Source organism: Microbacterium sp. X-17 (assembly GCF_039615055.1).
The window spans coordinates 127,350-149,248 of sequence record NZ_JBDHNI010000001.1; the positions used below are offsets into that span (position 1 = coordinate 127,350).

Sequence of the window (21,899 nt, forward strand, 5' to 3'; positions counted from 1 at the left end):
GAGGCTGACCGGACCACGTCAGTGTCGCAAGGCGTTTCGGAAGGTGTCAAACGTTTTCGAAATCCTTTTCGAAATCCTTTTCGAGATTGCTATGCTGCTCGGTCATGGGACGTCGTCCAACCATCAATGATGTGGCAGAAGCCGCCGGAGTGTCTGCGGCGACGGTGTCCAAAGCCGTCAACGGCCGCTACGGCGTCGCGTCCCACACCGCCGAGCGCGTCCTCCAGGTCGTGGAGGAGCTCGGCTACGAGTCGAGCCTCGTCGCGTCGAGCATGCGGTCGCGCCAGACCGGCGTGATCGGCGTGCTCGTGGCCGACTTCGAGCCGTTCAGCGCGGAGGTGCTGAAGGGCGTCGGCGCGGCGCTCGCGGACTCCCGCTACGACCTCCTGGCCTACAGCGGCTCGCGACAGGTCGCCGCCGAGGGCTGGGAGCGGCGCTCGCTCAGCCGGCTGAGCGGGACGCTCATCGACGGCGTCATCATGGTGACGCCGACCGTGGTCAACGCGAACGCGGACGTCCCGATCGTGGCCGTCGACCCGCACACCGGCCGCGCCGACCTCCCGACCGTGGAGTCGGACAGCTTCGGCGGCGCCCGCAGCGCCGTCGACTTCCTGATCGGGCTCGGCCACCGCCGAATTGGCTTCGTCGCCGGCCGGCCGGACCTGCGCTCGTCGGCCGCCCGCGCCGCCGGCTACCGGCGCGCCCTCACGGAGGCCGGCATCCCCTTCGACCCGTCGATCGTCGGCGTCGGCAACTACGAGCAGGAGAGCGCGCGGGAGGCCGCCCGCCGCCTGCTCGCCGCGCCCGAGCGGCCCAGCGCGATCTTCGCCGCCAACGACCTGTCCGCGATCGTGGTCATCGAGGTGGCGCACGAGCTCGGCCTGGAGGTGCCGCGCGACCTGTCGGTGGTCGGCTTCGACGACATCCCGGAGGCGTCCCGGTTCTCCACCCCGCTGACGACGATCCGGCAGCCGATGGGGCGGCTGGGGGCCGCGGCGGCCGAACTGGTGGTGGCGCTGATGGCGGGGGAGGAGCCGGACCCGACGCACATCCGCCTCCCGACGCGCCTCATCCGCCGCGCGAGCACCGCCCCACCCGCGTAACCCTGCCGCCGAAGGGCACGTAAACGCCCCTAAAACACGGTTTTAGGGGCGTTTACGCGCCCCTCGACGGGGCGGGCTGTGGATAAGTCGGGGGAGCGGGGGCTTCTTCTGGCAGGGTGGCGGGCATGCCACGACAGCGGGCCGCACTTCCTGCGGCGCTCCAGGACTCCGCGTTCACCGTCGCGCGTGCGACCGAGCGAGGGGTGAGCCGCAAGCGCCTGCGTGCGCCCGATCTGATCACGCCGCTGCGCGGGACACGGTTGACGCCGCAGGCGGACGGCCTCGTCGCCCGCTGTCGCGCCTACGCTCTGCACCGCGGACTCGACTTCGCCTTCAGCCATACGACCGCGGCGACGCTCTACGGGGCTCCACTGCCGCGCGTGGACGAGCGCATCCATGTGAGTGTGCGAGCCCCCGGCCGTGCCCCGACGATCGGTGGCTTCGCCGGACACAAGCTCACACGATGGGAGACGTGGACCATCGGCGACCTCCCGGTGACCACACCGGAGCAGACCTGGCTCGACCTCGCGCAGCTGCTCCATCGGGATGCGCTGGTCGTGGTCGGTGACTTCCTCGTCGGCGGTGACGAACCGCTCACCGACCGGCTCGCCCTGGCCCGGGCGATCGCGGCGTCGCCCGGGCGCCGGGGCGTCGCACGTGCCAAGGAGGCGCTCGAGTCCATCCGGACGGGTTCGGAGTCTCCGGGTGAGTCGCGGCTCCGTCTGGTCCTGGCGGATGCGGGGCTGCCGATCCCGTTGCTCAATCACGAGCTCCGGGACGACTCGGGCATGTTCGTCGCCCGGATCGATCTGGCCTATCCGCGTGAGCGCATCGCTCTGGAGTACGAGGGCGACATCCACCGCGTCGACCGGCAGACCTGGCGCAAGGACATCCGTCGACGCGAACGGGTGGAGGACCTCGGCTGGCGGATGATCCGCGTCACCGCGGACGACGTCCACAGGCCCACGGAACTGGTCCAGCGCATCCGAAGGCTGATCGAGGGGCACGTAAACGCCCCTAAAACGCGGTTTTAGGGGCGTTTACGTGCCCCTCGGCGGGTGGAGGGTTGTGGGGGCGCCGAAGGCCGACGCCGCGGCGCGCATTGCGGCCTCGGCGCTCGCGACCGTGATCAGGCTGTTGCCCGCGACGATGTGGAGGCCGTAGGCGTCCTCCAGGGCGACCAGGTTCATGGCCAGCGTCTCGACGGGGAGCATCGGCGTGAAGACGCCCGCCGCGGCCCCGCGCTCCAGGATGCCGGTGTAGGTCGCGAGCTGGCGCAGGTACATCCGCTCGACCAGCTCGTCGTGCAGCGTGGAGGTGCCGGCGAGCACGTCGAACTCGTAGAGCAGGCGCATCAGGGCGTCGTCCGGGCCGCTCGGCAGGCCCTCCCGGATGGCGGCGGCGAGCTGCAGCTGCGGCTCGGGGATGCCGGCGACCACGGCGTCCCGGTGGTCGCAGAACCGTTCCAGGCCCGCGCGGTGGGCCTCCACCAGCAGCTGGTCGAGGTCCTCGTAGTAGTAGAGGATCGCGCCGCGCGTGAGTCCCGCCTTCGCCGCCACGTCGGCCAGGGAGAGCGAGCGGAGGCCGCGCTCGCCGACCGCGCTGAGCGCCGCCTCGATGAGGTCGGCGCGGCGCTCATCCTGCTTCTTCGGCCTCGCCATGAGTCGACCCTACCGGCGCGCGGCGGGCCGGCCCGCTTGACACCTTTCGCGGAGGCGTGGCACACTCGTGGAATTCTTTGACGCAAGTGTCAAAGAATTCTCCTCACCGTCGATGGGACCGCCGTGACCGCACTTCAGACCGCCGACCTCCTCCTCACCGGAGCCCGGGTCAGGACCTTCGACGACGCGCAGCCGTGGGCCGAGGCCGTGGGCGTGACGGACGGCCGGATCAGCTACGTCGGCCCGGCCGCGGAGGCTCCCGCCGCGCGCGAGACCCGTCACCTCGGCGGTAGCCTCGTGACGCCCGGCATCATCGACAGCCACAACCACCTCCTGCTCGGCTTCGACCCCGACGCGGTGAGCCTGGAGGGCGCCGAGACGCTCGACGAGGTGCGCCGCCGCATCCGCGACCTCGCCGGGCGCCGGCCCGACCTCGACTGGATCTGCGCCGAGAACGCGGTCTACTCGATCGTGCCGGGCCGCCGTCCGAACGCTGCCGACCTCGCTGGGCTCACCGACCGGCCGGTGTTCGTCACCACCTACGACCAGCACTCGGTCTGGCTCAACGACGCCGCCCTGCGCGCGCTCGGCATCGCGGGCGGCGGCGACATCCCGTGGGGCCGTCCGGAGCGGGATGCCGACGGGCGGCCGACCGGCTGGGTGACCGACTTCTACACGAGCGCCATGACGACGGTGGGGCTCGCCGGCCTCCAGCGCGACATCCCGCTGTACTCGCCCGAGCGCCGCTACCGCCGTCTGCTCGGCAGCCTCGCCCTCGCCACCGCGTCGGGGATCACGACCGTGGTCGAGCCGCAGGTCCCGCTCGCGGAGGTCGGCCTCCTCGACCGGGCGCGCGAGCGCGGGCTGCTCAGCTCGCGGGTGATCGCGGCGCTGTTCCACCCGATCGACGCGGACGCTGCGTTCCGCCGCGAACTGCGGGAGGCCGTGGACGGCGCGACGACCGACGAGCGGCTGCGCTTCGGCCCGGTGAAGCTCTACGCCGACGACGTGATCGAGCCGCACACCGCGTGGATGCTCGACGACTACGCGAACCGTCCCGGCCACCGCGGCCACCCGTCCGCCCCGGTCGGCGAGCTGACCCGCATCGTCACCGAGCTCGACCGGCTCGGTTTCCAGACCCACACGCACGCGACCGGGGACGGCGGCATCCGCCTCGCCCTCGACGCGATCGAGGCCGCCGCGCGGACCAACGGCACCCGCGACCGGCGGCACGGGATCGTGCACGTCGAATGCCTGCACCCCGACGACCTCCCCCGCTTCGCCGCGCTCGGCGTCACGGCCGCGATGCAGCCGCGGCACTGCTCGCCCGACCTCGTCGCGGGCACCTGGATGGAGAACGTCGGCGAGCAGCGCTGGGACCGCGCCTGGCGGCTGCGCTCGCTCCTGGAGTCGGGCGCGCACGTGGCGCTGTCCAGCGACTGGCAGGTGGGGGAGATGGATCCGCTCGTCGGCTTCTACTCGGCCCTCACCCGCGCGGGGCTCGACGGCCGCCACGCCTGGACGCCCGCCGAGCGGATCGGCCTGGACGACGCGATCCGCGGCTACACCCGCGAGGGGGCGTGGGCGTGGCACGCGGAGGGCGACCTCGGCATCCTGCGCGTGGGGGCGCGCGCCGATGTGGTCGCGTGGTCGGCGGACCTCTACGAGCACGAGGGCGATCCGGCGGCGCTGCTCGACCAGCGGGCGGCGCTGACGGTGGTCGGAGGCGAGGTCGTGCACGACGCCGACCGGGACGCGCCCGCGCCGGAGCAGTTCGGGGCGCTCTCGCACTGCTCGGCGGCGCACTAGCCCGGGCCTCTTTCACCATCCCGTTCCTCTCCCATCGCAGCGAAAGGATCCACCCGATGTCCCAGCTCGACCCCGCCATCTCCCCCGCCCGCTCCGCCGAGACCGCCGACGACCTCCAGGCCGCCGGCCTCCGTCGCAGCCTCACCCTCCGCCACATCGTCTTCCTCGGCCTCGCCTACATGGCGCCGCTCGCGGTCTTCGACACCTTCGGGATCGTCGCCGACCTCACGCACGGGCACGTCCCGCTGTCGTACCTCCTGGTGCTCGTCGCCGTGCTCATCACCGCGCTCAGCTACGCCAAGATGGTCCGCTTCTACCCGCGCGCCGGATCGGCGTACACGTACACCCGCGAGGCGATCAACCCGCACCTCGGGTTCCTCGTCGGCTGGGCGGCGACGCTCGACTATCTGCTGCTGCCGATGATCAACGCGCTGCTCTCCGCCATCTACATGACGGCGGCGTTCCCGGAGGTGCCGTCGTGGGTGTGGATCCTCTCCACCATCGTCGTCTGCACGGCGCTGAACCTGATCGGCGTGCGGATCGCGGCGAAGGTCAACGTGATCCTGGTCGTCATCCAGGTCGTCGTCGCCGTCGCGTTCGTCGGGCTCACGATCAAGAACATCGTGGAGGGCGCGAACGGCGCGCACTTCTCGGTCGCGCCGTTCTTCTCGCCGGGAATCGACGCGGGCGCGATCGCGTCGGGCGCGGCGATCCTGGCGCTGTCGTTCCTCGGCTTCGACGCCGTCAGCACGCTGGCGGAGGAGGCCGAGCACCCGCGGCGCGACATCCCGCGCGCCATCCTGATCATCGTGGGAGTCGCCGGGCTGTTCTTCGTGAGCGTCACTTACGTGATGCAGGTGCTGTTCCCGGACGTGTCGACGGTCGGCAACATCGTGGGCGCGTCGCCGGAGATCGCGAAGTACATCGGTGGCGCGGCGTTCCAGGCGCTCTTCATCGGCGGCTACATGGTGGCGGTGCTGGGCTGCGGGATCACGCAGCAGATGAGCGCGGCGCGGCTCCTGTTCGCGATGGGGCGCGACGGCGCGCTGCCGCGACGGTTCTTCGGGCGGCTCAACAGGGCGGGCGTCCCGGCCGGCAACGTACTGCTGATCGCGGCGCTCGCGTGCTCGGCGGTGTTCCTCGACCTCAGCCGCGCGGCCTCCCTCATCAACTTCGGCGCGTTCGTGGCGTTCATCTTCGTCAACCTGTCGGTGATCTTCACGTACGTGCGGTTCGTGAAGCGGCGCGGGTGGCGGCAGGCGCTCGGATTCGTGGTGCTGCCCGCGCTCGGGGTGGCGGTCAACGTCGCGCTGTGGTTCAGCCTGGAGCCGAGCGCGATGGTCGTCGGCGGGGTGTGGGTCGCGCTCGGGCTTGGCTACCTGCTGTGGCGGACGCGGCTGTTCCGGGAGGCGCCGCCCGCGCTGTCGGGTCCCGTCGACCAGCCCTGACCAGCATCGAAGGGCACGTCGTTGTCGTTTCGGAGGCTCGGAAGTGACAACGACGTGCCCCTCGCGCGTGTGGAGTTCGTGCGTGTGGGAGTTCTCGGGGTCAGGGCTGGGGGCGGCGGCGCCGCGGGAGCGCGGCGATCAGGAGGCCGGTGAGCGCGAGCCCCGCGCTCAGGTAGAGCCCAGGCCGGTAGTGCGCCAGCTGCTCGGCCAGGCCGGCCTGGCCTCCCGTCGCGGGCGCGGAGCCTCCCGCGATCAGCGCGGTCGTGACCGCCAGCGCGAGCGCGCCGCCGACCTGGGCGCTGGTCTGCACGAGTCCGGCAGCGAGGCCCTGCTCGTCGTCGTGGACGCCCGTCGTCGCCTGCACCTGGATCGACGGGAAGCCGATCCCGAAGCCGACGCCGAGCAGCACCACCGGCGGCAGCACGTCGAGCCAGTAGACCGGAGCGGTGCCGAGCCGGAGGAAAAGCAGGTAGCCGGCGGAGAGCGAGCCCAGGCCGACGATGATCAGCACGGTCGGCCCGAAGCGGTCGATCAGGCGGTCGGTGAACGGCGCGCTCGCGACGACCACCAGGCCGGTCGGCAGCAGCGCGAGCGCCATGCCGAGGGGCGACCAGCCGAGGACGTCCTGCAGGTAGAGCGTGAGCACGAACTGGAACGACACGTACGAGCCGAACAGGGTGATGGCGGTGAGGTTCGCCCGCAGCACGGAGGCGACCCGGAAGATCCCGAACCGGATGAGCGGATGCCGCACCCGCAGCTCCAGGATCACGAAGGCGGCGAGCAGCGCCCCGGCGATGACGAAGCCGAGCACGGTCGGGAGCGACCCCCAGCCGGCGCCGGGCGCGGAGACCACCGTGTAGACGAGGAGCAGCATCCCGGCCGCCAGCAGGATCGCGCCGACCACGTCGTGACCGGCGCCCTTCTCGCGGGCGTCCTTGGGGACGAAGAGGAAGCCGAGCACCAGCGCGAGGACGGCGAGCGGGACGGAGAACAGGAATGTCCAGCGCCAGCTCAGCGACGTCATCAGGCCGCTCATGATCAGCCCGAGCGAGAAGCCGCTCGCCGCGAACGTCGTGAAGATGGAGATGGCCTTGTTGCGCTGCGGCCCCTCCTCGAAGTTGGTCGTGATCAGCGAGAACGCGGCGGGCGCGGTGAAGGCGGCCGCGACGCCCTTGACGAACCGGCTGGCGATGAGGAGGCCGGCGTCCATGGAGAGGCCGCCGGCGAGGGAGGCGACGGTGAAGACGCTCAGCGCGACGAGGAGCACCGTGCGGCGGCCGAGGAGGTCGGCCAGGCGCCCGCCGAGCAGCAGGAGGCTGCCGTAGCCGAGCACGTAGCCCGACACGATCCACTGCAGCGCGCCCGGCTGGAGGCCGAGTTCCTTGCCGATCGAGGGGAGGGCGACGCCGACCATCGAGACGTCCAGGCCGTCGAGGGCGATGACGATGCAGGTGGCGAAGAGCAGCAGCCAGCGGGCCCGGCTCCAGCGGAACGAGGCGGCGGACCCCGAGGGCGGCGCGGGCCGGACGGCGGGGCGGGAGGCGGTGTCGGAGTTCAGCACGAGCGCAAGTCTATGACACGGAATAGATTGTGTCAGCAAAGTATGCACATTCATGTAGTTCGCAAGAAACCGAGCGTATCATTGCCTCCGTGAACGAACCGGTCGACGTCTCGGCCCGCTGGCGCGAGCTGCAGGGCCTCTACCTGAACACCGCCGCGGAGCTGGAGCGCACCCTCCAGCAGAGCCACCAGCTCGGCCTCAGCGAGTACGAGGTGCTCGACCTCGTCGCCGGCTACGCGAACGAGTCGTGCACCATGCGCAACCTGGTCGACCTCACGCCGATGACCCAGAGCGCGCTCTCCCGGATCGTGGACCGCCTGGTCAAGGCCGGACTGGTCGAACGCAGCACCTGCGACTACGACCGGCGTGCGCTGTTCGTCGGCATCACCGCGGACGGCTCGCGCGTGCACGACGCCGCGAAGCGGGAGTACGACGGGCTGCTGGAGCGGGCGTTCGCGGGGGCGGCCGGCGCCTGAGACGACGAGAGGTGGAGCCCATCCGGACCCCGCCTCCCGTGCACGCGCTCGCCGTCAATCCCCCGCGAGCTGCGTCTTGTAGTCGGAGATCGCCTGATTCGCCGCCGTCGTCGCGTCGGCGAGCGCCTGCTCCATGCTCTTCGAGCCGGAGAACGCGGCCTGCATCTGCGGGATCATCGCCGCCCGGATGGCGCTGAAGGCTCCGGTGAAGCAGCCGTGGCTGGCCGGGACGTCGGAGACGTTCTTGACCTCGTCGATCGCGACTTGGGCGACCGGGTGGGAGGCCAGGTAGTCCTTGCGGGCGGTGGAGTTCTCCAGCGCGGTGTTGGCGGGGACGTAGCCGGTCGCCTCGCTGAACTTGGCTTGGGAGGCCGGGGAGGCGAGGAAGGAGATCAGCTTCCAGCCGGCGACCTGCTGCGCCGGGGTTGCCTGGTTGCTCAGCCACATGGCCGAGCCGCCGACGACGGTGCCCGCCTTCGAGGTGGGCGCGGACAGCGGGAACGGCAGGGCGACGTACGGGAACGTGGTGCTGTTCGCGACCGAGGCGGCGACGGCGGACGAGTTGAACATCATCGCGGTCTTGCCGGCCGCGAACGCGGTGACGGCGTTGTTGTTGTCTGTGCCGACGTCGAGTCCGGCGCCCGCCTTGTAGATGCCGGCCATCGTGCTGAACGCCTTCACCTGCGACGGCTTCTGGAAGCTGACCTTGTCGGCGCTCTTCGTGCCGCGGCCGTTCTCGGGCGTGCAGTACAGGTTGCCGCTGGTGGCGGTGAGCTGCTCGAACCACCAGTCGTCGAACGCCTCCGCGATGCCGGGGACGCCGGTCGCGTCCTTGATCTTCGTCGCGGCGGCGGCGAGGCCGTCGAGCGTCTTCAGCGAGGAGGTCTCCACGCCCGCCTTCTCAAGCAGCCCGGTGTTGACGAACAGCAGCGGCGTGGACATGTTCATCGGGACGGCGACCAGCTTGTCGTCGACGCTGTAGTAGCGCTTGCCGGCGGGCGCGAGCTGATCGAGCTTCAGGTCGCCCGGGTTGGCCGCGGCCATCGCCTCGGGGGACACGCTGCGCTTCACGTCGTAGAGGAAGCCGGAGGAGATGTCGTTGCTGAGGGTGACGGTCGGGGTCGACTTGTCGCGCAGGGACGCCGTGTACTTGGCCAGGAGGTCGGCGTAGGAGCCCTGCGCGCTGGTGTCGACCTTGATCTTCCCGGCGTTCTCGGTGTTGAACTCGTCGATGAGCGACTGGAGGGCCTGGGCGTTGATGCCGCCGAGGCCGTGCCAGAAGCTGATCTCGGTGACGCCCTTGGCGTTCGCCAGAGCGGACGGACCGGGAGCGCCCGACGCGGACGGCGTGGAGTGCGTGTCGGCGCCGGCGCTGCAGCCGGCCAGCGAGAGCAGGAGGAGCGCGGCGGCTCCCAGGGTGACGGATCTCTTCATTGCGGTGCCTTCACTTTCTCTGGGTGGTGGTGGGGGTTCAGCGGAGGACGCCACGCGACATGCCGGAGAGCAGGAACCTCTGGCTGACGATGACGAGGATGACGGTCGGCAGGAGCACGAGCGCCGTGCCGGCGAAGACGGCCGCCGGAGCCGTGGACTCCGAGGACACGAGCTGGGAGAGCCCGACCTGCACGGTGCGGTTCACCGGGCTGTCGGTGATGATCAGCGGCCAGAAGAAGCCGTTCCAGGCGAACAGCGCGCTCCACATGATCGCGGTGGTGACCTGGCTGCGGCAGGCGGGCAGCACGACCAGGAGCAGCGTGCGGAGGTCGCCGCAGCCGTCCAGCCTGCTCGCCTCCCAGATCTCCCGCGGCAGTGAGGCAAACGCCTGGCGGAGCAGGAAGATCGGGTAGCCGAACGCGAGGTACGGGATGATGATGCCGAACACGGTGTCCCGCAGCCCCAGGCTGCTGACGAGCTGGTAGTTCGGCACCACCAGGCTCTCGCCGGGGATGGCGAGCGTCGCGATCACGAGCGCGAAGGCGATCCCGCGTCCCCGCCACTTCGGGAACACCAGCGCGTAGGCCGCGAGGGCTGAGGTGACGAGCTGCCCCAGCGTCTGAAGCACCATCACGACGATGCTGGTCAGGTACTGCTGCCCGAGCGGGATGGCGGTGAGGGCCGCGGCGAAGTTGTCCAGAGTGAAGTCGCTGAGCGGCGGGAAGAGCCCGCTGCGGACGAACGAGCCGGTGCGGAAGAAGCCGCTCACGAAGGTGAGGTAGACCGGGAACGCGATCAGCACGGCGAGCACGAGCAGGACGAGCAGGCGCGGGAGGTCGGCGGCGCGCAGACGCGGGCGGCGCGGACGCGGGAGGTCGGCGGTGCGCAGGTGCGGACGCGCGGTGCGGGGGACGGAGCCGGTGGCGCTCATGCGGTGACCCTCCTGTTGATGAAGCGGAACTGGAGCCAGGTGATCAGCGCGACGATCAGCACGAGGATGACGGCCACCACGGAGGCCCGGCCGTAGTCGGGCGTGCCCTGCCCGAACGCGTACATGTAGAGCTGGTAGACCAGCGTCGTGGTGCTCCCCGCCGGGCCGCCTCCGGTGAGGATGCGCACCTGGGTGAACGTCTGCAGTCCGGAGATGGTCTGGGTGACGAGCAGGAAGAACAGGCTCGGGCTGAGCAGCGGGATGAGCATCGAGCGCACGAACCGCATCCCGGAGGCGCCGTCGAGCTCCGCGGCCTCGATGACCTCCGGCGGGAGGGTGCGCATCGCGGCGGCGAGGACCAGGAAGGCGAAGCCGAGCTCGTACCAGGCCGTGGTCAGCGCGATGGTGAAGATCGCCCAGCCCGGTTGCTGCAACCAGGGGAGGGCGCCGATCCCGACGTGCGCGAGGATCTGGTTGACCACGCCGGCCGCCGGGGCGAACATCCCGGAGAAGATCGCCGACGCGGACGCGGCGGAGAACGCGAACGGGAGCGAGAAGACCACGCGGAAGACGCCGCGGCCCGGGATCCACTTGCGCAACAGGATGACCGCCGAGAGCGCGACGCCGACGGACATGGTCATCGACAGGCCGGCGATCAGGATCGTGGTGCCGACGACCTGCCAGAACGACGGCTGCCCGAGGAGCCGCGCGTAGTTCTGGAGCCCGACGAAGCGGGTCGGGTCGCCGAACAGGTCGGTGCCGAACAGGCTGAGCCGCACGCCGGTGACCAGCGGGCCGTAGAGGAAGACGGCGATGAGCACCGCCGCGGGGAGCAGCATCCACGGGCCGATGCCGGCCCGGATGCCGCTGTGGGCGCGGCGCCCCGGTGCTGTCGTCTGTGTCATCTCACTCCTGCCCGCATCATTACGGGAACGTTCCCGGTTCGATGGAAAGTACCAGAGCGGACGATGCTCCGCAACGCGGAGGCCGTCGGCGCGACCCTGGTGGTGTTTGCTAACCTACAGAGCATTCGGGAACGTTCCCGGTGACGCAGGGTAACGCCTGGGTGAACAGATCGTGCGATCAGGGAGTGTGTGGATGCAGGCCGAGGCGAGTGGAACTCCGGCGTCGATCGCGCGTCCCCGCATCGCGCCGCCCGGCGGCCCGTCCCCGGCGATCATCGGCCACCGCGGCGCCAGCGGCTACCGGCCCGAGCACACGACCGCCGCCTACGACCTGGCGTTCGCGCTCGGCGCGGACGCCGTGGAGCCGGACATCGTCGCCACCCGCGACGGCGTCCTGGTCCTCCGCCACGACGCCGAGATCTCGACCACCACCGACGTCGCCTCCCGGCCGGAGTTCGCCGCGCTGCGCACGACGAAGGAGATCGACGGCACGGTGCTCGACGGGTGGTTCACCGAGGACTTCACGTGGCGGCAGCTCGCCACGCTGCGCTGCGTCGAACGGCTGGACGTGCTCCGCCCGCTCAGCGCCACGTTCGACGGACGCCACGGCATCCTGCGCCTGAGCGACCTGCTCTCGCTCGTCTCCGCCGCCTCCGAACGGCACGGCCGCGCGCTCGGGATCGTCGCAGAGCTCAAGCACGCGACCTACTTCGAGTCGCTCGGGCTGCCGCTGGACGAGCTGTTCCTGGCCGAGCTGACCGCGGCCGGCTGGGATCGGGGCGCGCCGCTGGCCGTCGAGAGCTTCGAGCAGGACGTCCTGCTCTCGCTCGCCGCGCACGGGCTCGAGGCCGACCTGGTCTACCTCGTGGAGGCGCACGGCGCTCCGGCCGACCGGGTCGCCCGATCCGGGTCGGAGGCACGCACCTACGACGAGGACGTGACCGACGCGGGCCTCGTCCAGCTGGCCGCCGCCGGGCTCACCGGGGTCAGCGTCGACCTGTCCCGGATGCTCCGGACGACCGGGGAGGGCGCGCCGGCCACGACCGACATCGCGGACCGGGCCGCGGCGGCGGGGCTGCAGACGTACTGCTGGACGCTGCGCCCCGAGAACGAGTTCCTGCCGTCCTCCGCGCGTCTCGGCTCGGCGCCCGGGGCACCCGGCGACTGGCGGCGCCTGTTCGAGCCGGTGATGCGCAGCGGGGTCGCCGCGGTCTTCGCCGACCATCCCGACCTCGCGGCGAGCGTGCGGGAGGCGGCGCTCGGCGAATAGGCTGGCGCCTATCCCGTCCCTCCTCGCCGCCCAGGGAGCCCACGTGCCACGCGAGCGCACCAGACCACCCACGATCATCGACGTGGCGAAGGCGGCGGGCGTCTCCAAGTCCGCGGTCTCCCGTGCACTGCTCGGCCAGGGCGAGGTGAGCGAGGGCGTGCGGCAGCGCGTCATCGAGGCGGCCGACCAGCTGGGCTACGTCGCCAACGCGATGGCGCGCGGCCTCGTCTCCGAGCGCACCAGGACCCTCGGTGTCGTCCTGCACGATGTGACCGACCCGTTCGCGGGCTACCTGCACGTCGCGATGCAGACGCGCGCGACCGAGCTCGGCTACGCCGTCGTCACCGCGACCAACCCGGGCGACCTGACCCTCGACAACGCGCTCACGGCGCTGCGGACGCTGATCTCGCTGCAGGTCGACGGCCTCCTGGTCTGCTCCGCGCGGTTCCCGTCCGAGCAGGTGCTGCCGTTCGTGGACCGCCTCCCGGTGGTCGCGGCCGGGCGCCGCGAGACCGCGCTCTCCAGTGTCTGCGTGGACGACCGCGACGGCGGCGAGCGCCTCGCCGACCACCTCCTGGGGCTCGGGCACCGCACGGTCGCGGTGATCCTCGTGGACGGCGCTTACTCGTACAGCCAGCACCTGCGCGGCGTGGCCATGATCGCCCGGCTCCGCGACGCGGGCGCGACCGTGATCGTGCGGGAGGTCGCCACCAACGCGGACGTGCGGGACGTGCTGCCGGACCTCGTCGGCCTCCCGGACCTCACCGCGATCATGTGCCCGAACGACCGCACGCAGGTCGCCGTCATGGAGTACTGCCGGGCGGCGGGTGTCGACGTGCCGGCCCGGCTCTCGGTGACCGGGTTCGACGGGATCGGCCCGCTCACGACCTCCCTGCTGGAGCTGACGACGTTCCGCCAGCCCATCGAGGACATCGGCCGGGCCGCGGTGGAGCTGATGATCGACGCGATCGAGGAGGGCGCGGGCGAGCCAGGCCAGATCCTGATGCGCGGGGAGCTCGTGCCGGGCGGGACGGTCGCCGCCGTGCGCTGAGCGCTCTAGTCCTCCGACTCGGTCGGCCACCAGCGGCTGCCGACCACCTTCGGATCGAGGCTGAGCCGCTGCACGGCGCGTTCGAGGACGCCGGGCACCCCGGGATCGGCCGAGCTGACCCGGGCGACGACCGTCACGTGCGAGTGCGGGCCGGGGGTGCTGTCCACCGAGTGCAGGACCAGGTCGGGCCGGTCGACGGCGTGGAGGACGAGCGCCCGGACGCGGGACTCGCTCTTCTCCGTCGTCTCGGCCTCCAGCGTGAAATCGCCGAGCTGCTCGGCGTCCTCGGTGTCCCCCGGATCCTCGGCCCAGCGCCGGGTGCGGCGGTTGACGAGGGAGCTGATCGGTCGCAGCAGGATGTTCGTCCCCACGATGCCGGCCGCGCCGACCACGGCCATGAGCAGGCTGCCCGCGCCGGCGAGCGAGCCGACCGCGGCGGCGCACCAGAGCGTCGCGGCCGTGGTCAGCCCGCGGATGTTGAAGCCGTCGCGGAGGATCACCCCGGCCCCGAGGAAGCCGATGCCCGAGACCACCTGCGCCGCCACCCGGGTCGGGTCGGCGTCCGGGCCGGTCAGGCCCACGGAGCCGACGATGACGAACAGCGCGGCGCCCGCGGCGACGAGGGCGTTGGTGCGGATCCCGGCCGTCCGGAGCCGCCACTGCCGCTCCAGCCCGATGGCCGCGCCGAGCGCGATCGCGACCACGACGCGGACGGCGAGCCCGAGGATCAGCGCGGGATCGTCCATGTCGGCTCCTTCGGTAGACGACGTTCCGAAGCAGTGCCGGGAACGTTCCCGGCAAGTATAGCCCGACCGGATCGCTCCTGGCGGGGCGGACCGCGAGCCGCCTAGCATGGAGCCCATGCGCGCGATCGTCCAGGACGAGTTCGGCGACCCGGCACGGGTCCTGAAGGTGGAGGAGCGGCCGCTCCCCGAACCGGGGGCGGGGCAGGTGCGCGTGCGCACCATCCTCTCGCCCATCCACAACCACGACCTGTGGACCATCCGCGGCACCTACGGTTTCAAGCCCGCGCTCCCCGCCGGCTCCGGGACGGAGGCGGTCGGCGTCGTGGACGCGGTCGGCGAGGGCGTCCCGGCGCTCACCGTCGGGCAGCGCGTCGTCACCGGCGGCACCTTCGGCGTCTGGGCGGAGGCCTTCGTCGCGCAGGCCGGGGCGCTCGTCCCGGTGCCGGACGGGCTGAGCGACGAGGACGCCTCCCAGCTCGTCGCCATGCCGTTCAGCGCGCTCAGCCTGCTCGACTACCTCGACGTGAAGCCGGGGGAGGTCATCCTGCAGAACGCGGCGAACGGCGCGGTCGGGCGGCTGCTCGCGCAGTTCGCGGCGACCCGCGACGAGACGGTCATCGGGCTGGTGCGCCGGCAGCACGACGCCGACGCGCTGGCGGCGCAGGGCATCCCGGACCTGGTCGTGACCGGCGCCGACGGCTGGCGCGACCGGGTCCGCGCCCTCGCGGACGGAGCGCCGATCGCGGTCGCGGTCGACTCCGTCGGCGGCGAGGCGAGCGGCGACTTGCTCGGCCTCGTCTCCGACGGCGGCACGCTCGTGTCGTTCGGCTCCACCGCGGGCGAGCCGCTGCGGCTGGCGTCCGGCGACCTGATCTTCCGGCAGATCCAGGTCAAGGGTTTCTGGGGCAGCAAGGTGAGCTCCTCGATGGAGCCCGGCAAGCGCGCGGAGCTCTTCGGCGAGCTGATCCGCGCGGCCGCGACGGGCGCGATCACGCTGCCGGTGGAGGCCGTCTTCGGGTTCGACCAGGTGCGGGAGGCCGTGGACGTCGCCACCCGTTCCGGGCGCGTCGGCAAGGTCCTGCTGCGCCCCTGAGCCGCGCGACACGCCGTCTCCGTGTCGCCCGATTTGGGGGACAGATTCGTGTCCTCCAAATGACCCACAGAACGGTCTTTCTGGCTATGCTCGGCGATGACGCACCGAAGCGTCACAGTTACAGCCTTTCGCACCGACCCGACGCAAGCTGAAGGACGTACCATGAACCCGACATCCGGTACCACTGTCGACCCCGAAAAGGCCGCGGAGCGCGCACACGTGCTCCTCGAGTCCGAGATCACCGCCCGCCTCGACGCGGTCCGCGACCTCGCCAAGCGGCTGAACGACCTGGACACGGCCATCGCCGAGTACCTCGCCGGCTGGCAGCTCGCGCAGCGGGCCGGCTGGACCGAGAGCACCCTCGCCGACATCGGCCTCCGCGCTCCCGAGTCGCTGCCCACCCCGAGCGGACGCCGCGCCGCCGACGCTGACGCCGCGCCCGCCTCCCCGGCAGCGCCAGCCACGCCCTCCACGCCCGCGCTCGCCCCCGTCGTCGCGCTGACGCCGCCGCCCGCGCCCGTTCCGGCGCCCGTCGTCTCCGCCCCCGCGTTCGGGCCGGCGCCGACGCTCGGCTCGGTGTCGTCCTTCCCGGCGACCTCCGGCACGCCGACCGTCGTCAGCACGCCGACCCACTGAGCCCGGGGCGCCCCGACGCCCTCCGCGTCCCACGGCGCCTCCGCGCCGCGCGCCCGCGCGCACTCCCACCCGGGACAGTCACGTCTACCCGAAGGACACGTCTGTGAACCAGCACACCTCGTACGACCGCGCCCACGACGACGCGCAACGGCTCGCACGCCGCCACGAACGCGACCTGCACTGGGCCAAGGAGCGCCGCCGCCAGCAGGAGAAGGAGATCGCCGCGGCCTCCGCGCTGCTCGCCTCGACCCCGTGGGCGCTCGCCCGCCGCACCGTCCTGGTCTCGGGTTCCCTGCTGGTGGCGGTCGCCGTCGCCACCGCCTTCGCGACGGGGGCGCGCCTCCCGGCCGGCTGGCTGCTGCTCGCGGACGCGGTGGCGACCGCGGTCGCGGTGGCCGTGCTGCTCTGCGCGGTGGTCGCGCTGGCGGGCGTCCGCTCCCGCCGGGCCGCCGCGCGCGACCTGGTGCGGTCGCACGACGCGCGCCTGTCGCACACGCAGTACCACATCAGCGAGAGCGCGCACACGTTCGTCGACTCCCGTGTGGAGGTCGTCAACACGCGCCCGGCGAGCGTCGCCAGGAACGCGGCCTGAGAGACGCGCAACGTTTCTCCGTACTCTCTTAGAGCTTGCTGAGCCGAACAGTGCTTGACTGAGACGTCCGCCCGAAAGGAGACCCCGTCTCGTGAAGCCCGCCCAGCTCCGCATCCCCCGACACTGGATCGTCTGGACCGTCGTCCTGTTCGTCCTGACCTTCGCGCTCGGCTTCGCCGCCAAGTGGATCGTGGCCCTGCGCTTCGACGCGCTCGACGCCGCGGTCAACAAGGTGAACTCGCCGCTCCTCGACAAGCTCGCGCTGCTCCTGGACCAGCTCGACAGGCCGACGATCGTCGCGGTCATCCTCGTGATCACGTTCGTGATCCTGCTGTTCGTCAAGGGCTGGCGGCTCGCCCTCGGCGCCGTGCTCGTCACCGGCCTCGGCTGGCTGACCACGCTGGTCGTGAAGACCGTCGTCGCCCAGCCGCGCCCGACGACCGCCGGGCTGACCCACCTGCTGCACGTGAACCCGGCGACTCTCAGCTACCCGAGCGGGCACGTGGTGTTCGCCGCCGCCCTCGTGACCGCGCTCGCGATGGTGTGCCGCGGAGCGCTCGCCCGCACGATCGTCATCGCGGTCGGCGCCATCTTCGTCGCCGTCGTGATGTGGTCGCGCCTGTACGTCGGCGTCCACTACGGGACCGACGTCATCGGCGGCGTGCTCAACGGCGTCGCCGGAGTGCTGCTGTTCGCGGGGCTCTGGAACCTCGTCGCCGCGCGCGTGTTCGCCGGCAGCGGGCGCCGCGTCGCGGCCTAGCGCCGACACGTCCACCGAAGCCCCGCGGCCGATCGCCGCGGGGCTTCGTCGTTATTTCGTCACAAATTCGATCTAACAGCCGTTACACTTCCAGGTATCCCCTCGGAAGGACCACCGTGAACTCACTCGCGCTGTTCATCGCCGTCTTCCTGGCGTGCCTGGTCGAAGCCGTCGAGGCGACCACGATCGTGCTCGCCGCCGGAGCCACCCGCAACTGGCGTTCGGCGCTGACCGGGACGGTGGTCGGCGTGCTCGTGCTCGCCGTCATCGTGGCCGTCGTCGGCCCGGCGATCACGCTCATCCCGCTCGGCTTCCTTCGGCTGGTCGTCGGCGGTCTGCTGCTGGTCTTCGGCATGCAGTGGATCCGCAAGGCCGTCCTGCGCGCGAGCGGGTACAAGCCCCTCCACGACGAGAACCTCATCTACCGGCGGGAGGTGGCGGAGGCGCGCGCCGCTCGGAAGGAGAGCCGCCTCGGCGTGAGCGACTGGTTCGCCTTCACGCTGTCGTTCAAGGCCGTGCTGCTGGAGGGGCTGGAGGTCGTCTTCATCGTCCTCACCTTCGGCGCGAACCAGAAGCAGATCGGGCTGGCCTCCCTCGCCGCCGCCGCGGCCATCGTCGTGGTGGTCCTCATCGGCGTGGCGGTGCGCGCGCCGCTGTCGCGCGTCCCGGAGAACACCCTCAAGTTCGTGGTCGGCGCGATGCTGACCTCGTTCGGGATGTTCTGGGGCGCGGAGGGCGCCGGCGCGGTCTGGCCGGGCTCCGACCTCGCGCTGCTGGTGATCATCCCCGCCGTCGCGGTGTTCGCGCTGCTGCTCGTCGCCGTCCTCCGCCGCCGCAAGGCAGCGCAGCTCCGTCGCGACGAGCTCGCGCCGGTCCTGGTCACGACGGCCGTCGACGGTCACGGGCACGAGGTGGAGGCCGAAGCCGCGCCCGCTCCCTCTCCCGCCGCTCAGCCGCAGCGGCAGAACGCGGTCGTCCGCGGACTGCGCTCGTTCGGGATGTTCTGGTGGGACTTCATCGTCGGCGACGACTGGCAGATCGCCGCGGGCACGGCCGTGGCGCTCGCGATCACGTTCGCGGTCAGCGGCTGGGCGGGCGCCTGGGTGGTCATGCCGCTCGCGGTGCTGATCCTGATCCCGTACGGCATCCGGCGGGCGCTGCGCTGAGTCCGGGGCGCTGCACGGGGGGGGTCAGTGCCCCTCCGGCTCCTCCGCGTACACGCGCGCGGCGTACTCCTCCAGCGCAGCGGCGCACGACGCGACGGCCTCCTCCGCCTCCGCACGCTTCGGCGCTCCGAAGCGGTCGCGGGTCTGCACCTTCTCCAGCCAGTTGACCAGCTTGGTGTGGTCGACCTCGTTCTCCTCCAGTTCGGCGTAGCTGAAGTGCGACTCCGTGTACTCCTTCTCCAGCTCGCGGAGGAAGCCCTGGCAGCGGTCGATGATCTCCTCGTACTCGTCGGTGCGGGCGTCCTGGAACGCCGAGACGATGCCGGCCTCGCCCGCGAGGACCTCCGAGCGCAGCAGCGCGGCCGTGCCGCCGAGCTCCAGGATCTCGTGCCGCAGCTTGCGCAGCGCCCGCTCGCTCGCGACGTCGTCGGGGAGCGCGGCGACCGAGTTCTGGAGGTAGATCGCGCCCAGCGCCTTCAGCCGGCGCCACACCGTGGCCCGCAGGCGGGTCGGCTCGGACGGCACCCGGTAGACGAGCACGATCCACGTCGCGGTGCGTTCGGCGGACTCGGCGTCGTCGGTCATCCACCAATCCTAGGAGTCCCGACCGCCGGCTACTCCTCGACCACGACCGCCCGCAGCGGCGCTCCGTCGCCTCCCGCGATCGGCAGCGGCAGCCCCACGAACCGCGGCGCGCGCGCCGTGACCCGGTCGAGCCCGGTCAGGTTCTCGATGATGAGGCCGCTTGCGCCGAGGAACACGTCGTGGAACGGCAGGGCTGGGGCCGGGTCGTCCGCCACGGTCTCGTCCGGGTTGAGCGCGTCGACGCCGACCACGGTCACGCCCGCGTCGAGCAGGGCGGAGGCGATCCCGGCGTCCAGGAACGGGTGGTCGACGTAGTCCGGCTCGTCGAACCGCGCCGACCAGCCCGTGCGGAACATCACGATCTCGCCCGGCTCGACCTCCCGGAGCGCGTCGCGCACGTCGTCCACGCCGATCCGCGTTCGCGGCGGGAGGCCGCTCACGTCGACCACGCGCGCCGTCCCGATCAGCCGGCCGAGGTCGACGGCGTCGATCGTCGCGCCGCCCTCGACCGTGTGGGAGGGCGCGTCGATGTGCGTGCCGGTGTGGCTGCCGAGCTCCAGGCTCAGGACGCTGACTCCGGCCTCGGCGATGGTCACGGCCGGTTCCACGCGCACGTCCGGGTCGCCGGGGAAGACCGTCATCCCGGTGCGGATCGGATGGCTCAGGTCGATCACGGGCAACTAGGCCTCCCGGGGTGACAGGTGCTCGTGGACGCACGTCCACGCGCCGTCGCGGCGCTGCATGACGATGGTCTCGCGCTCCCGCACGGTCGTGCGACCGTCGCCGTCGGCGAGTTCGGTCTCCACGTCGTGCGTGAAGATCGCGACGTCCTCGCCCGCGAACTGCACGCGCCGTCCCGTCGAGCGGCAGCCGAGCACCCGGAAGCCGTCGCGCTCCCAGGCGTCCCAGGCCGCCTCGTACTCGGCGCGCGACTCCAGCCGGACGGGGTGGGTGTGCAGGACGAAGCTGGCGTCGTCGGCGAAGCCCGAGAAGTACGCGTCGCGGCGGTGGCCGCCGAAGTCGGCGACGATCCGGTCGACCGCGGCGAGGACCTCCTGCTCGCTCACGCGCCGACCTCCTGCTCGAACGTGTTCCCGTCCAGCGTCCGGCCCTTCGCCCGGCGCGCGTGCGCACGGGCCGCCGCCGACCGCTCGTCCAGGTGGATGGGCGGCACGACCGCGTCGGCCGAGCGCACGCCGCGGGGGCCGTCGGGGCCGAACACGTAGCGCGGCTCCGGGAAGATCGCGAGCAGCGCACCGTACAGGACGCCGGCCACGACCACGCTCGACAGCAGGCTCAGGTCGATGCCGCCGGCGAGGCCGCTGAACGGCCCGACGATGATCGGAGGGTAGTCGGCGAACAGCAGGCCGACGACGGCGGCGACGATCCACGCCGTCATCCCGCGCCAGTTCACGCCGGCCGCGAACCAGTACCGGCCGCCGGTCTCGCCCCGGTTGAACACCTGCAGGTCGGACGGGTCGTAGAACCCGCGGCGCACGACGTAGCCGATGGTCATGATGACCATCCACGGGGTCGTCGTGACGACGATGGCGCCCACGAATGCGTTCACGGTCCCGAGCAGGTCGAACACGAGCCGCCCGACCAGGATGAAGAGGAACGCGATGGTGCCGATGAAGATCGTGGCCTGCACCCGGCTGAACCGCGGGACGACGGACGAGAAGTCCAGGCCGGTGCCGTAGAGGGAGGTGGTGCCGGTCGACAGGCCGCCGATGAACGCGACCACGAGCAGCAGCAGCGCGTACCAGAGCGGCGAGACGTGGATGAGCGAGACCACGTAGTCCGCCTTGCCGACCACGAGCGTGGCGGTGGCGACGCCGAACAGCAGCGGGATGAGCCCGAGGCCCTGGCCGAGGATGGTCGCGCCGATCAGCTTGCGCGGCTTGGTCGCCCGCGGGATGTAGCGCGACCAGTCGCCGAGGAACGCGCCGAACGAGATGGGGTTGGCCATGACGATGAGCGCGGCGGCGATGAAGGTCGGCCAGAACGCGCCTCCGATCGCCAGCGCCTTCGTGCCCGGGTCGTAGCCGGCGTCGAACACCCCGGAGTAGGCGACCATGGCGAGCAGGATGAGCGCAGTGTTCGCGAAGACGGCGACCTTGTTGACCAGCAGCATGAACTGGTAGCCGTAGATCACCACGACGATCACGATCAGGCCGATGATCGCGTAGATCCCGAGCCGCAGCCCGATCGAGTCGGGCACGCCGGCGAGCCGGGTCAGCGCGCCGACGATGGCGTCGCCGGACACCCACACCGAGATCGAGTAGAACGCGATCGCGGTCAGCAGCGACAGGAACGAGCCGACGATCCGGCCGCGGACGCCGAACAGCGCGCCCGAGGAGACGGCGTTGTTCGTCCCCGTCTTCGGCCCGAACAGCGCCATCGGCGCCAGGAACGCGATGCCGACGGCGACGCCGAGCACGGTGGCGGCCACGGCCTGCCAGAACGACAGCCCGAGCGCGATGGGGAACGTGCCGAGCAGGATGGTGGCGAACGTGTTCACGCCGCCGAACTGGATGCGGGCCAGGTCGAGCCAGTTCGAGGTGCGGTCGGCGTCCGGGATGGTGTCGATCCCGTGGGCCTCCACCTCCGTGATCTTGGGGCGCGGGTTCAGTGCAGCGGTGACGTCGTCGTCGGACATTGCGGGTTCCCTT

General features: G+C 71.6%; 22 protein-coding genes. 12 read left to right on the plus strand and 10 right to left on the minus strand.

Annotation, left to right across the window (positions count from 1 at the left end):
* The first annotated feature begins 104 nt into the window (after positions 1 to 104).
* Positions 105 to 1,103: a LacI family DNA-binding transcriptional regulator gene (locus ABCS02_RS00605; RefSeq protein WP_345833669.1), complete on the plus strand. Its 999-nt coding sequence runs from the start codon at positions 105 to 107 to the stop codon at positions 1,101 to 1,103.
* Between the two features lie 125 nt (positions 1,104 to 1,228).
* Positions 1,229 to 2,137, plus strand: coding sequence for a hypothetical protein (locus ABCS02_RS00610; RefSeq protein WP_345833670.1), 909 nt, complete (start codon positions 1,229 to 1,231; stop codon positions 2,135 to 2,137).
* A gap of 6 nt (positions 2,138 to 2,143) precedes the next feature.
* On the opposite strand, the gene ABCS02_RS00615 is transcribed toward ABCS02_RS00610, so the two are convergent.
* Positions 2,144 to 2,764: a TetR family transcriptional regulator gene (locus ABCS02_RS00615; protein ID WP_345833671.1), complete on the minus strand. Its 621-nt coding sequence runs from the start codon at positions 2,762 to 2,764 to the stop codon at positions 2,144 to 2,146.
* A gap of 123 nt (positions 2,765 to 2,887) precedes the next feature.
* On the opposite strand from ABCS02_RS00615, the gene ABCS02_RS00620 reads away from it, so the two are divergent.
* Positions 2,888 to 4,573 carry an amidohydrolase gene (locus ABCS02_RS00620; protein ID WP_345833672.1) on the plus strand — a complete coding sequence of 562 codons (1,686 nt, stop codon included), beginning with the start codon at positions 2,888 to 2,890 and terminating at the stop codon, positions 4,571 to 4,573.
* A 56-nt stretch (positions 4,574 to 4,629) separates the two neighbouring features.
* Entirely contained in the window at positions 4,630 to 6,021 is a 1,392-nt protein-coding gene (locus ABCS02_RS00625; protein WP_345833673.1) for an APC family permease, read from the plus strand.
* Positions 6,022 to 6,121: 100 nt separating this feature from the next.
* On the opposite strand, the gene ABCS02_RS00630 is transcribed toward ABCS02_RS00625, so the two are convergent.
* Positions 6,122 to 7,582: an MFS transporter gene (locus ABCS02_RS00630; protein ID WP_345833674.1), complete on the minus strand. Its 1,461-nt coding sequence runs from the start codon at positions 7,580 to 7,582 to the stop codon at positions 6,122 to 6,124.
* Between the two features lie 89 nt (positions 7,583 to 7,671).
* Here ABCS02_RS00630 and ABCS02_RS00635 point away from each other — a divergent pair, with 89 nt between their 5' ends.
* On the plus strand, positions 7,672 to 8,058 hold the full coding sequence (locus ABCS02_RS00635) for a MarR family transcriptional regulator (RefSeq protein WP_345833675.1): 387 nt from the start codon (positions 7,672 to 7,674) through the stop codon (positions 8,056 to 8,058).
* A 54-nt stretch (positions 8,059 to 8,112) separates the two neighbouring features.
* On the opposite strand, the gene ABCS02_RS00640 is transcribed toward ABCS02_RS00635, so the two are convergent.
* The 3 genes from ABCS02_RS00640 to ABCS02_RS00650 are packed head-to-tail and all read right to left on the minus strand — an operon-like array spanning position 8,113 to position 11,328.
* A complete protein-coding gene (locus tag ABCS02_RS00640) occupies positions 8,113 to 9,492 on the minus strand; it encodes an ABC transporter substrate-binding protein (RefSeq protein ID WP_345833676.1) in 1,380 nt (459 codons plus the stop codon).
* Between the two features lie 37 nt (positions 9,493 to 9,529).
* Positions 9,530 to 10,423, minus strand: a complete 894-nt coding sequence (locus ABCS02_RS00645; RefSeq protein WP_345833677.1) for a carbohydrate ABC transporter permease — start codon at positions 10,421 to 10,423, stop codon at positions 9,530 to 9,532.
* Complete coding sequence (locus ABCS02_RS00650) at positions 10,420 to 11,328, minus strand: sugar ABC transporter permease (protein ID WP_345833678.1); 909 nt, start codon at positions 11,326 to 11,328, stop codon at positions 10,420 to 10,422. Before ABCS02_RS00650 ends, ABCS02_RS00645 begins: the two co-directional genes overlap by 4 nt.
* Positions 11,329 to 11,521: 193 nt before the next feature.
* On the opposite strand from ABCS02_RS00650, the gene ABCS02_RS00655 reads away from it, so the two are divergent.
* Together ABCS02_RS00655 and ABCS02_RS00660 are read left to right on the plus strand one after the other, a co-directional pair.
* Positions 11,522 to 12,598: a glycerophosphodiester phosphodiesterase family protein gene (locus ABCS02_RS00655; protein WP_345833679.1), complete on the plus strand. Its 1,077-nt coding sequence runs from the start codon at positions 11,522 to 11,524 to the stop codon at positions 12,596 to 12,598.
* Between the two features lie 43 nt (positions 12,599 to 12,641).
* On the plus strand, positions 12,642 to 13,649 hold the full coding sequence (locus ABCS02_RS00660; protein WP_345833680.1) for a LacI family DNA-binding transcriptional regulator: 1,008 nt from the start codon (positions 12,642 to 12,644) through the stop codon (positions 13,647 to 13,649).
* Positions 13,650 to 13,654: 5 nt separating this feature from the next.
* Here the strand turns inward: ABCS02_RS00660 and ABCS02_RS00665 are convergent, their stop codons facing one another.
* Positions 13,655 to 14,395 (minus strand): MgtC/SapB family protein, encoded by a 741-nt coding sequence (locus tag ABCS02_RS00665; RefSeq protein ID WP_345833681.1) that lies wholly within the window; start codon positions 14,393 to 14,395, stop codon positions 13,655 to 13,657.
* A 115-nt stretch (positions 14,396 to 14,510) separates the two neighbouring features.
* On the opposite strand from ABCS02_RS00665, the gene ABCS02_RS00670 reads away from it, so the two are divergent.
* The 5 genes from ABCS02_RS00670 (at position 14,511) to ABCS02_RS00690 (ending at position 18,642) form a co-directional block, all read left to right on the plus strand.
* On the plus strand, positions 14,511 to 15,488 hold the full coding sequence (locus ABCS02_RS00670) for a zinc-binding dehydrogenase (protein ID WP_345833682.1): 978 nt from the start codon (positions 14,511 to 14,513) through the stop codon (positions 15,486 to 15,488).
* 162 nt (positions 15,489 to 15,650) lie between these two features.
* Positions 15,651 to 16,124, plus strand: coding sequence for a hypothetical protein (locus ABCS02_RS00675; RefSeq protein WP_345833683.1), 474 nt, complete (start codon positions 15,651 to 15,653; stop codon positions 16,122 to 16,124).
* Positions 16,125 to 16,227: 103 nt separating this feature from the next.
* Positions 16,228 to 16,716 (plus strand): hypothetical protein, encoded by a 489-nt coding sequence (locus ABCS02_RS00680; RefSeq protein ID WP_345833684.1) that lies wholly within the window; start codon positions 16,228 to 16,230, stop codon positions 16,714 to 16,716.
* A 91-nt stretch (positions 16,717 to 16,807) separates the two neighbouring features.
* Complete coding sequence (locus ABCS02_RS00685) at positions 16,808 to 17,476, plus strand: phosphatase PAP2 family protein (protein ID WP_345833685.1); 669 nt, start codon at positions 16,808 to 16,810, stop codon at positions 17,474 to 17,476.
* A 65-nt stretch (positions 17,477 to 17,541) separates the two neighbouring features.
* Complete coding sequence (locus tag ABCS02_RS00690) at positions 17,542 to 18,642, plus strand: hypothetical protein (RefSeq protein ID WP_345835155.1); 1,101 nt, start codon at positions 17,542 to 17,544, stop codon at positions 18,640 to 18,642.
* Positions 18,643 to 18,666: 24 nt separating this feature from the next.
* On the opposite strand, the gene ABCS02_RS00695 is transcribed toward ABCS02_RS00690, so the two are convergent.
* The 4 genes from ABCS02_RS00695 to ABCS02_RS00710 are packed head-to-tail and all read right to left on the minus strand — an operon-like array spanning position 18,667 to position 21,886.
* Positions 18,667 to 19,227, minus strand: a complete 561-nt coding sequence (locus tag ABCS02_RS00695) for a Chromate resistance protein ChrB (protein WP_345833686.1) — start codon at positions 19,225 to 19,227, stop codon at positions 18,667 to 18,669.
* 29 nt (positions 19,228 to 19,256) lie between these two features.
* Positions 19,257 to 19,901, minus strand: coding sequence for a cyclase family protein (locus tag ABCS02_RS00700; protein ID WP_345833687.1), 645 nt, complete (start codon positions 19,899 to 19,901; stop codon positions 19,257 to 19,259).
* Positions 19,902 to 19,907: 6 nt separating this feature from the next.
* The gene (locus ABCS02_RS00705; protein ID WP_345833688.1) at positions 19,908 to 20,294 is read right to left on the minus strand and encodes a nuclear transport factor 2 family protein; all 387 of its coding nucleotides are present in this window, start codon (positions 20,292 to 20,294) and stop codon (positions 19,908 to 19,910) included.
* Positions 20,291 to 21,886 carry a cytosine permease gene (locus tag ABCS02_RS00710; RefSeq protein ID WP_345833689.1) on the minus strand — a complete coding sequence of 532 codons (1,596 nt, stop codon included), beginning with the start codon at positions 21,884 to 21,886 and terminating at the stop codon, positions 20,291 to 20,293. The genes ABCS02_RS00705 and ABCS02_RS00710 overlap by 4 nt, the downstream gene beginning before the upstream one ends.
* Positions 21,887 to 21,899: the final 13 nt, after the last annotated feature.

Coding starts and splice junctions, on each gene's coding strand:
- ABCS02_RS00615 (WP_345833671.1), bottom strand. CDS start 2,764: ATGGCGAGGCCGAAGAAGCAGGATGAGCGCCGCGCCGACCTCATCGAG.
- ABCS02_RS00605 (WP_345833669.1), top strand. CDS start 105: ATGGGACGTCGTCCAACCATCAATGATGTGGCAGAAGCCGCCGGAGTG.
- ABCS02_RS00695 (WP_345833686.1), bottom strand. CDS start 19,227: ATGACCGACGACGCCGAGTCCGCCGAACGCACCGCGACGTGGATCGTG.
- ABCS02_RS00675 (WP_345833683.1), top strand. CDS start 15,651: ATGAACCCGACATCCGGTACCACTGTCGACCCCGAAAAGGCCGCGGAG.
- ABCS02_RS00655 (WP_345833679.1), top strand. CDS start 11,522: ATGCAGGCCGAGGCGAGTGGAACTCCGGCGTCGATCGCGCGTCCCCGC.
- ABCS02_RS00625 (WP_345833673.1), top strand. CDS start 4,630: ATGTCCCAGCTCGACCCCGCCATCTCCCCCGCCCGCTCCGCCGAGACC.
- ABCS02_RS00710 (WP_345833689.1), bottom strand. CDS start 21,886: ATGTCCGACGACGACGTCACCGCTGCACTGAACCCGCGCCCCAAGATC.
- ABCS02_RS00645 (WP_345833677.1), bottom strand. CDS start 10,423: ATGAGCGCCACCGGCTCCGTCCCCCGCACCGCGCGTCCGCACCTGCGC.
- ABCS02_RS00665 (WP_345833681.1), bottom strand. CDS start 14,395: ATGGACGATCCCGCGCTGATCCTCGGGCTCGCCGTCCGCGTCGTGGTC.
- ABCS02_RS00650 (WP_345833678.1), bottom strand. CDS start 11,328: ATGACACAGACGACAGCACCGGGGCGCCGCGCCCACAGCGGCATCCGG.
- ABCS02_RS00640 (WP_345833676.1), bottom strand. CDS start 9,492: ATGAAGAGATCCGTCACCCTGGGAGCCGCCGCGCTCCTCCTGCTCTCG.
- ABCS02_RS00670 (WP_345833682.1), top strand. CDS start 14,511: ATGCGCGCGATCGTCCAGGACGAGTTCGGCGACCCGGCACGGGTCCTG.
- ABCS02_RS00610 (WP_345833670.1), top strand. CDS start 1,229: ATGCCACGACAGCGGGCCGCACTTCCTGCGGCGCTCCAGGACTCCGCG.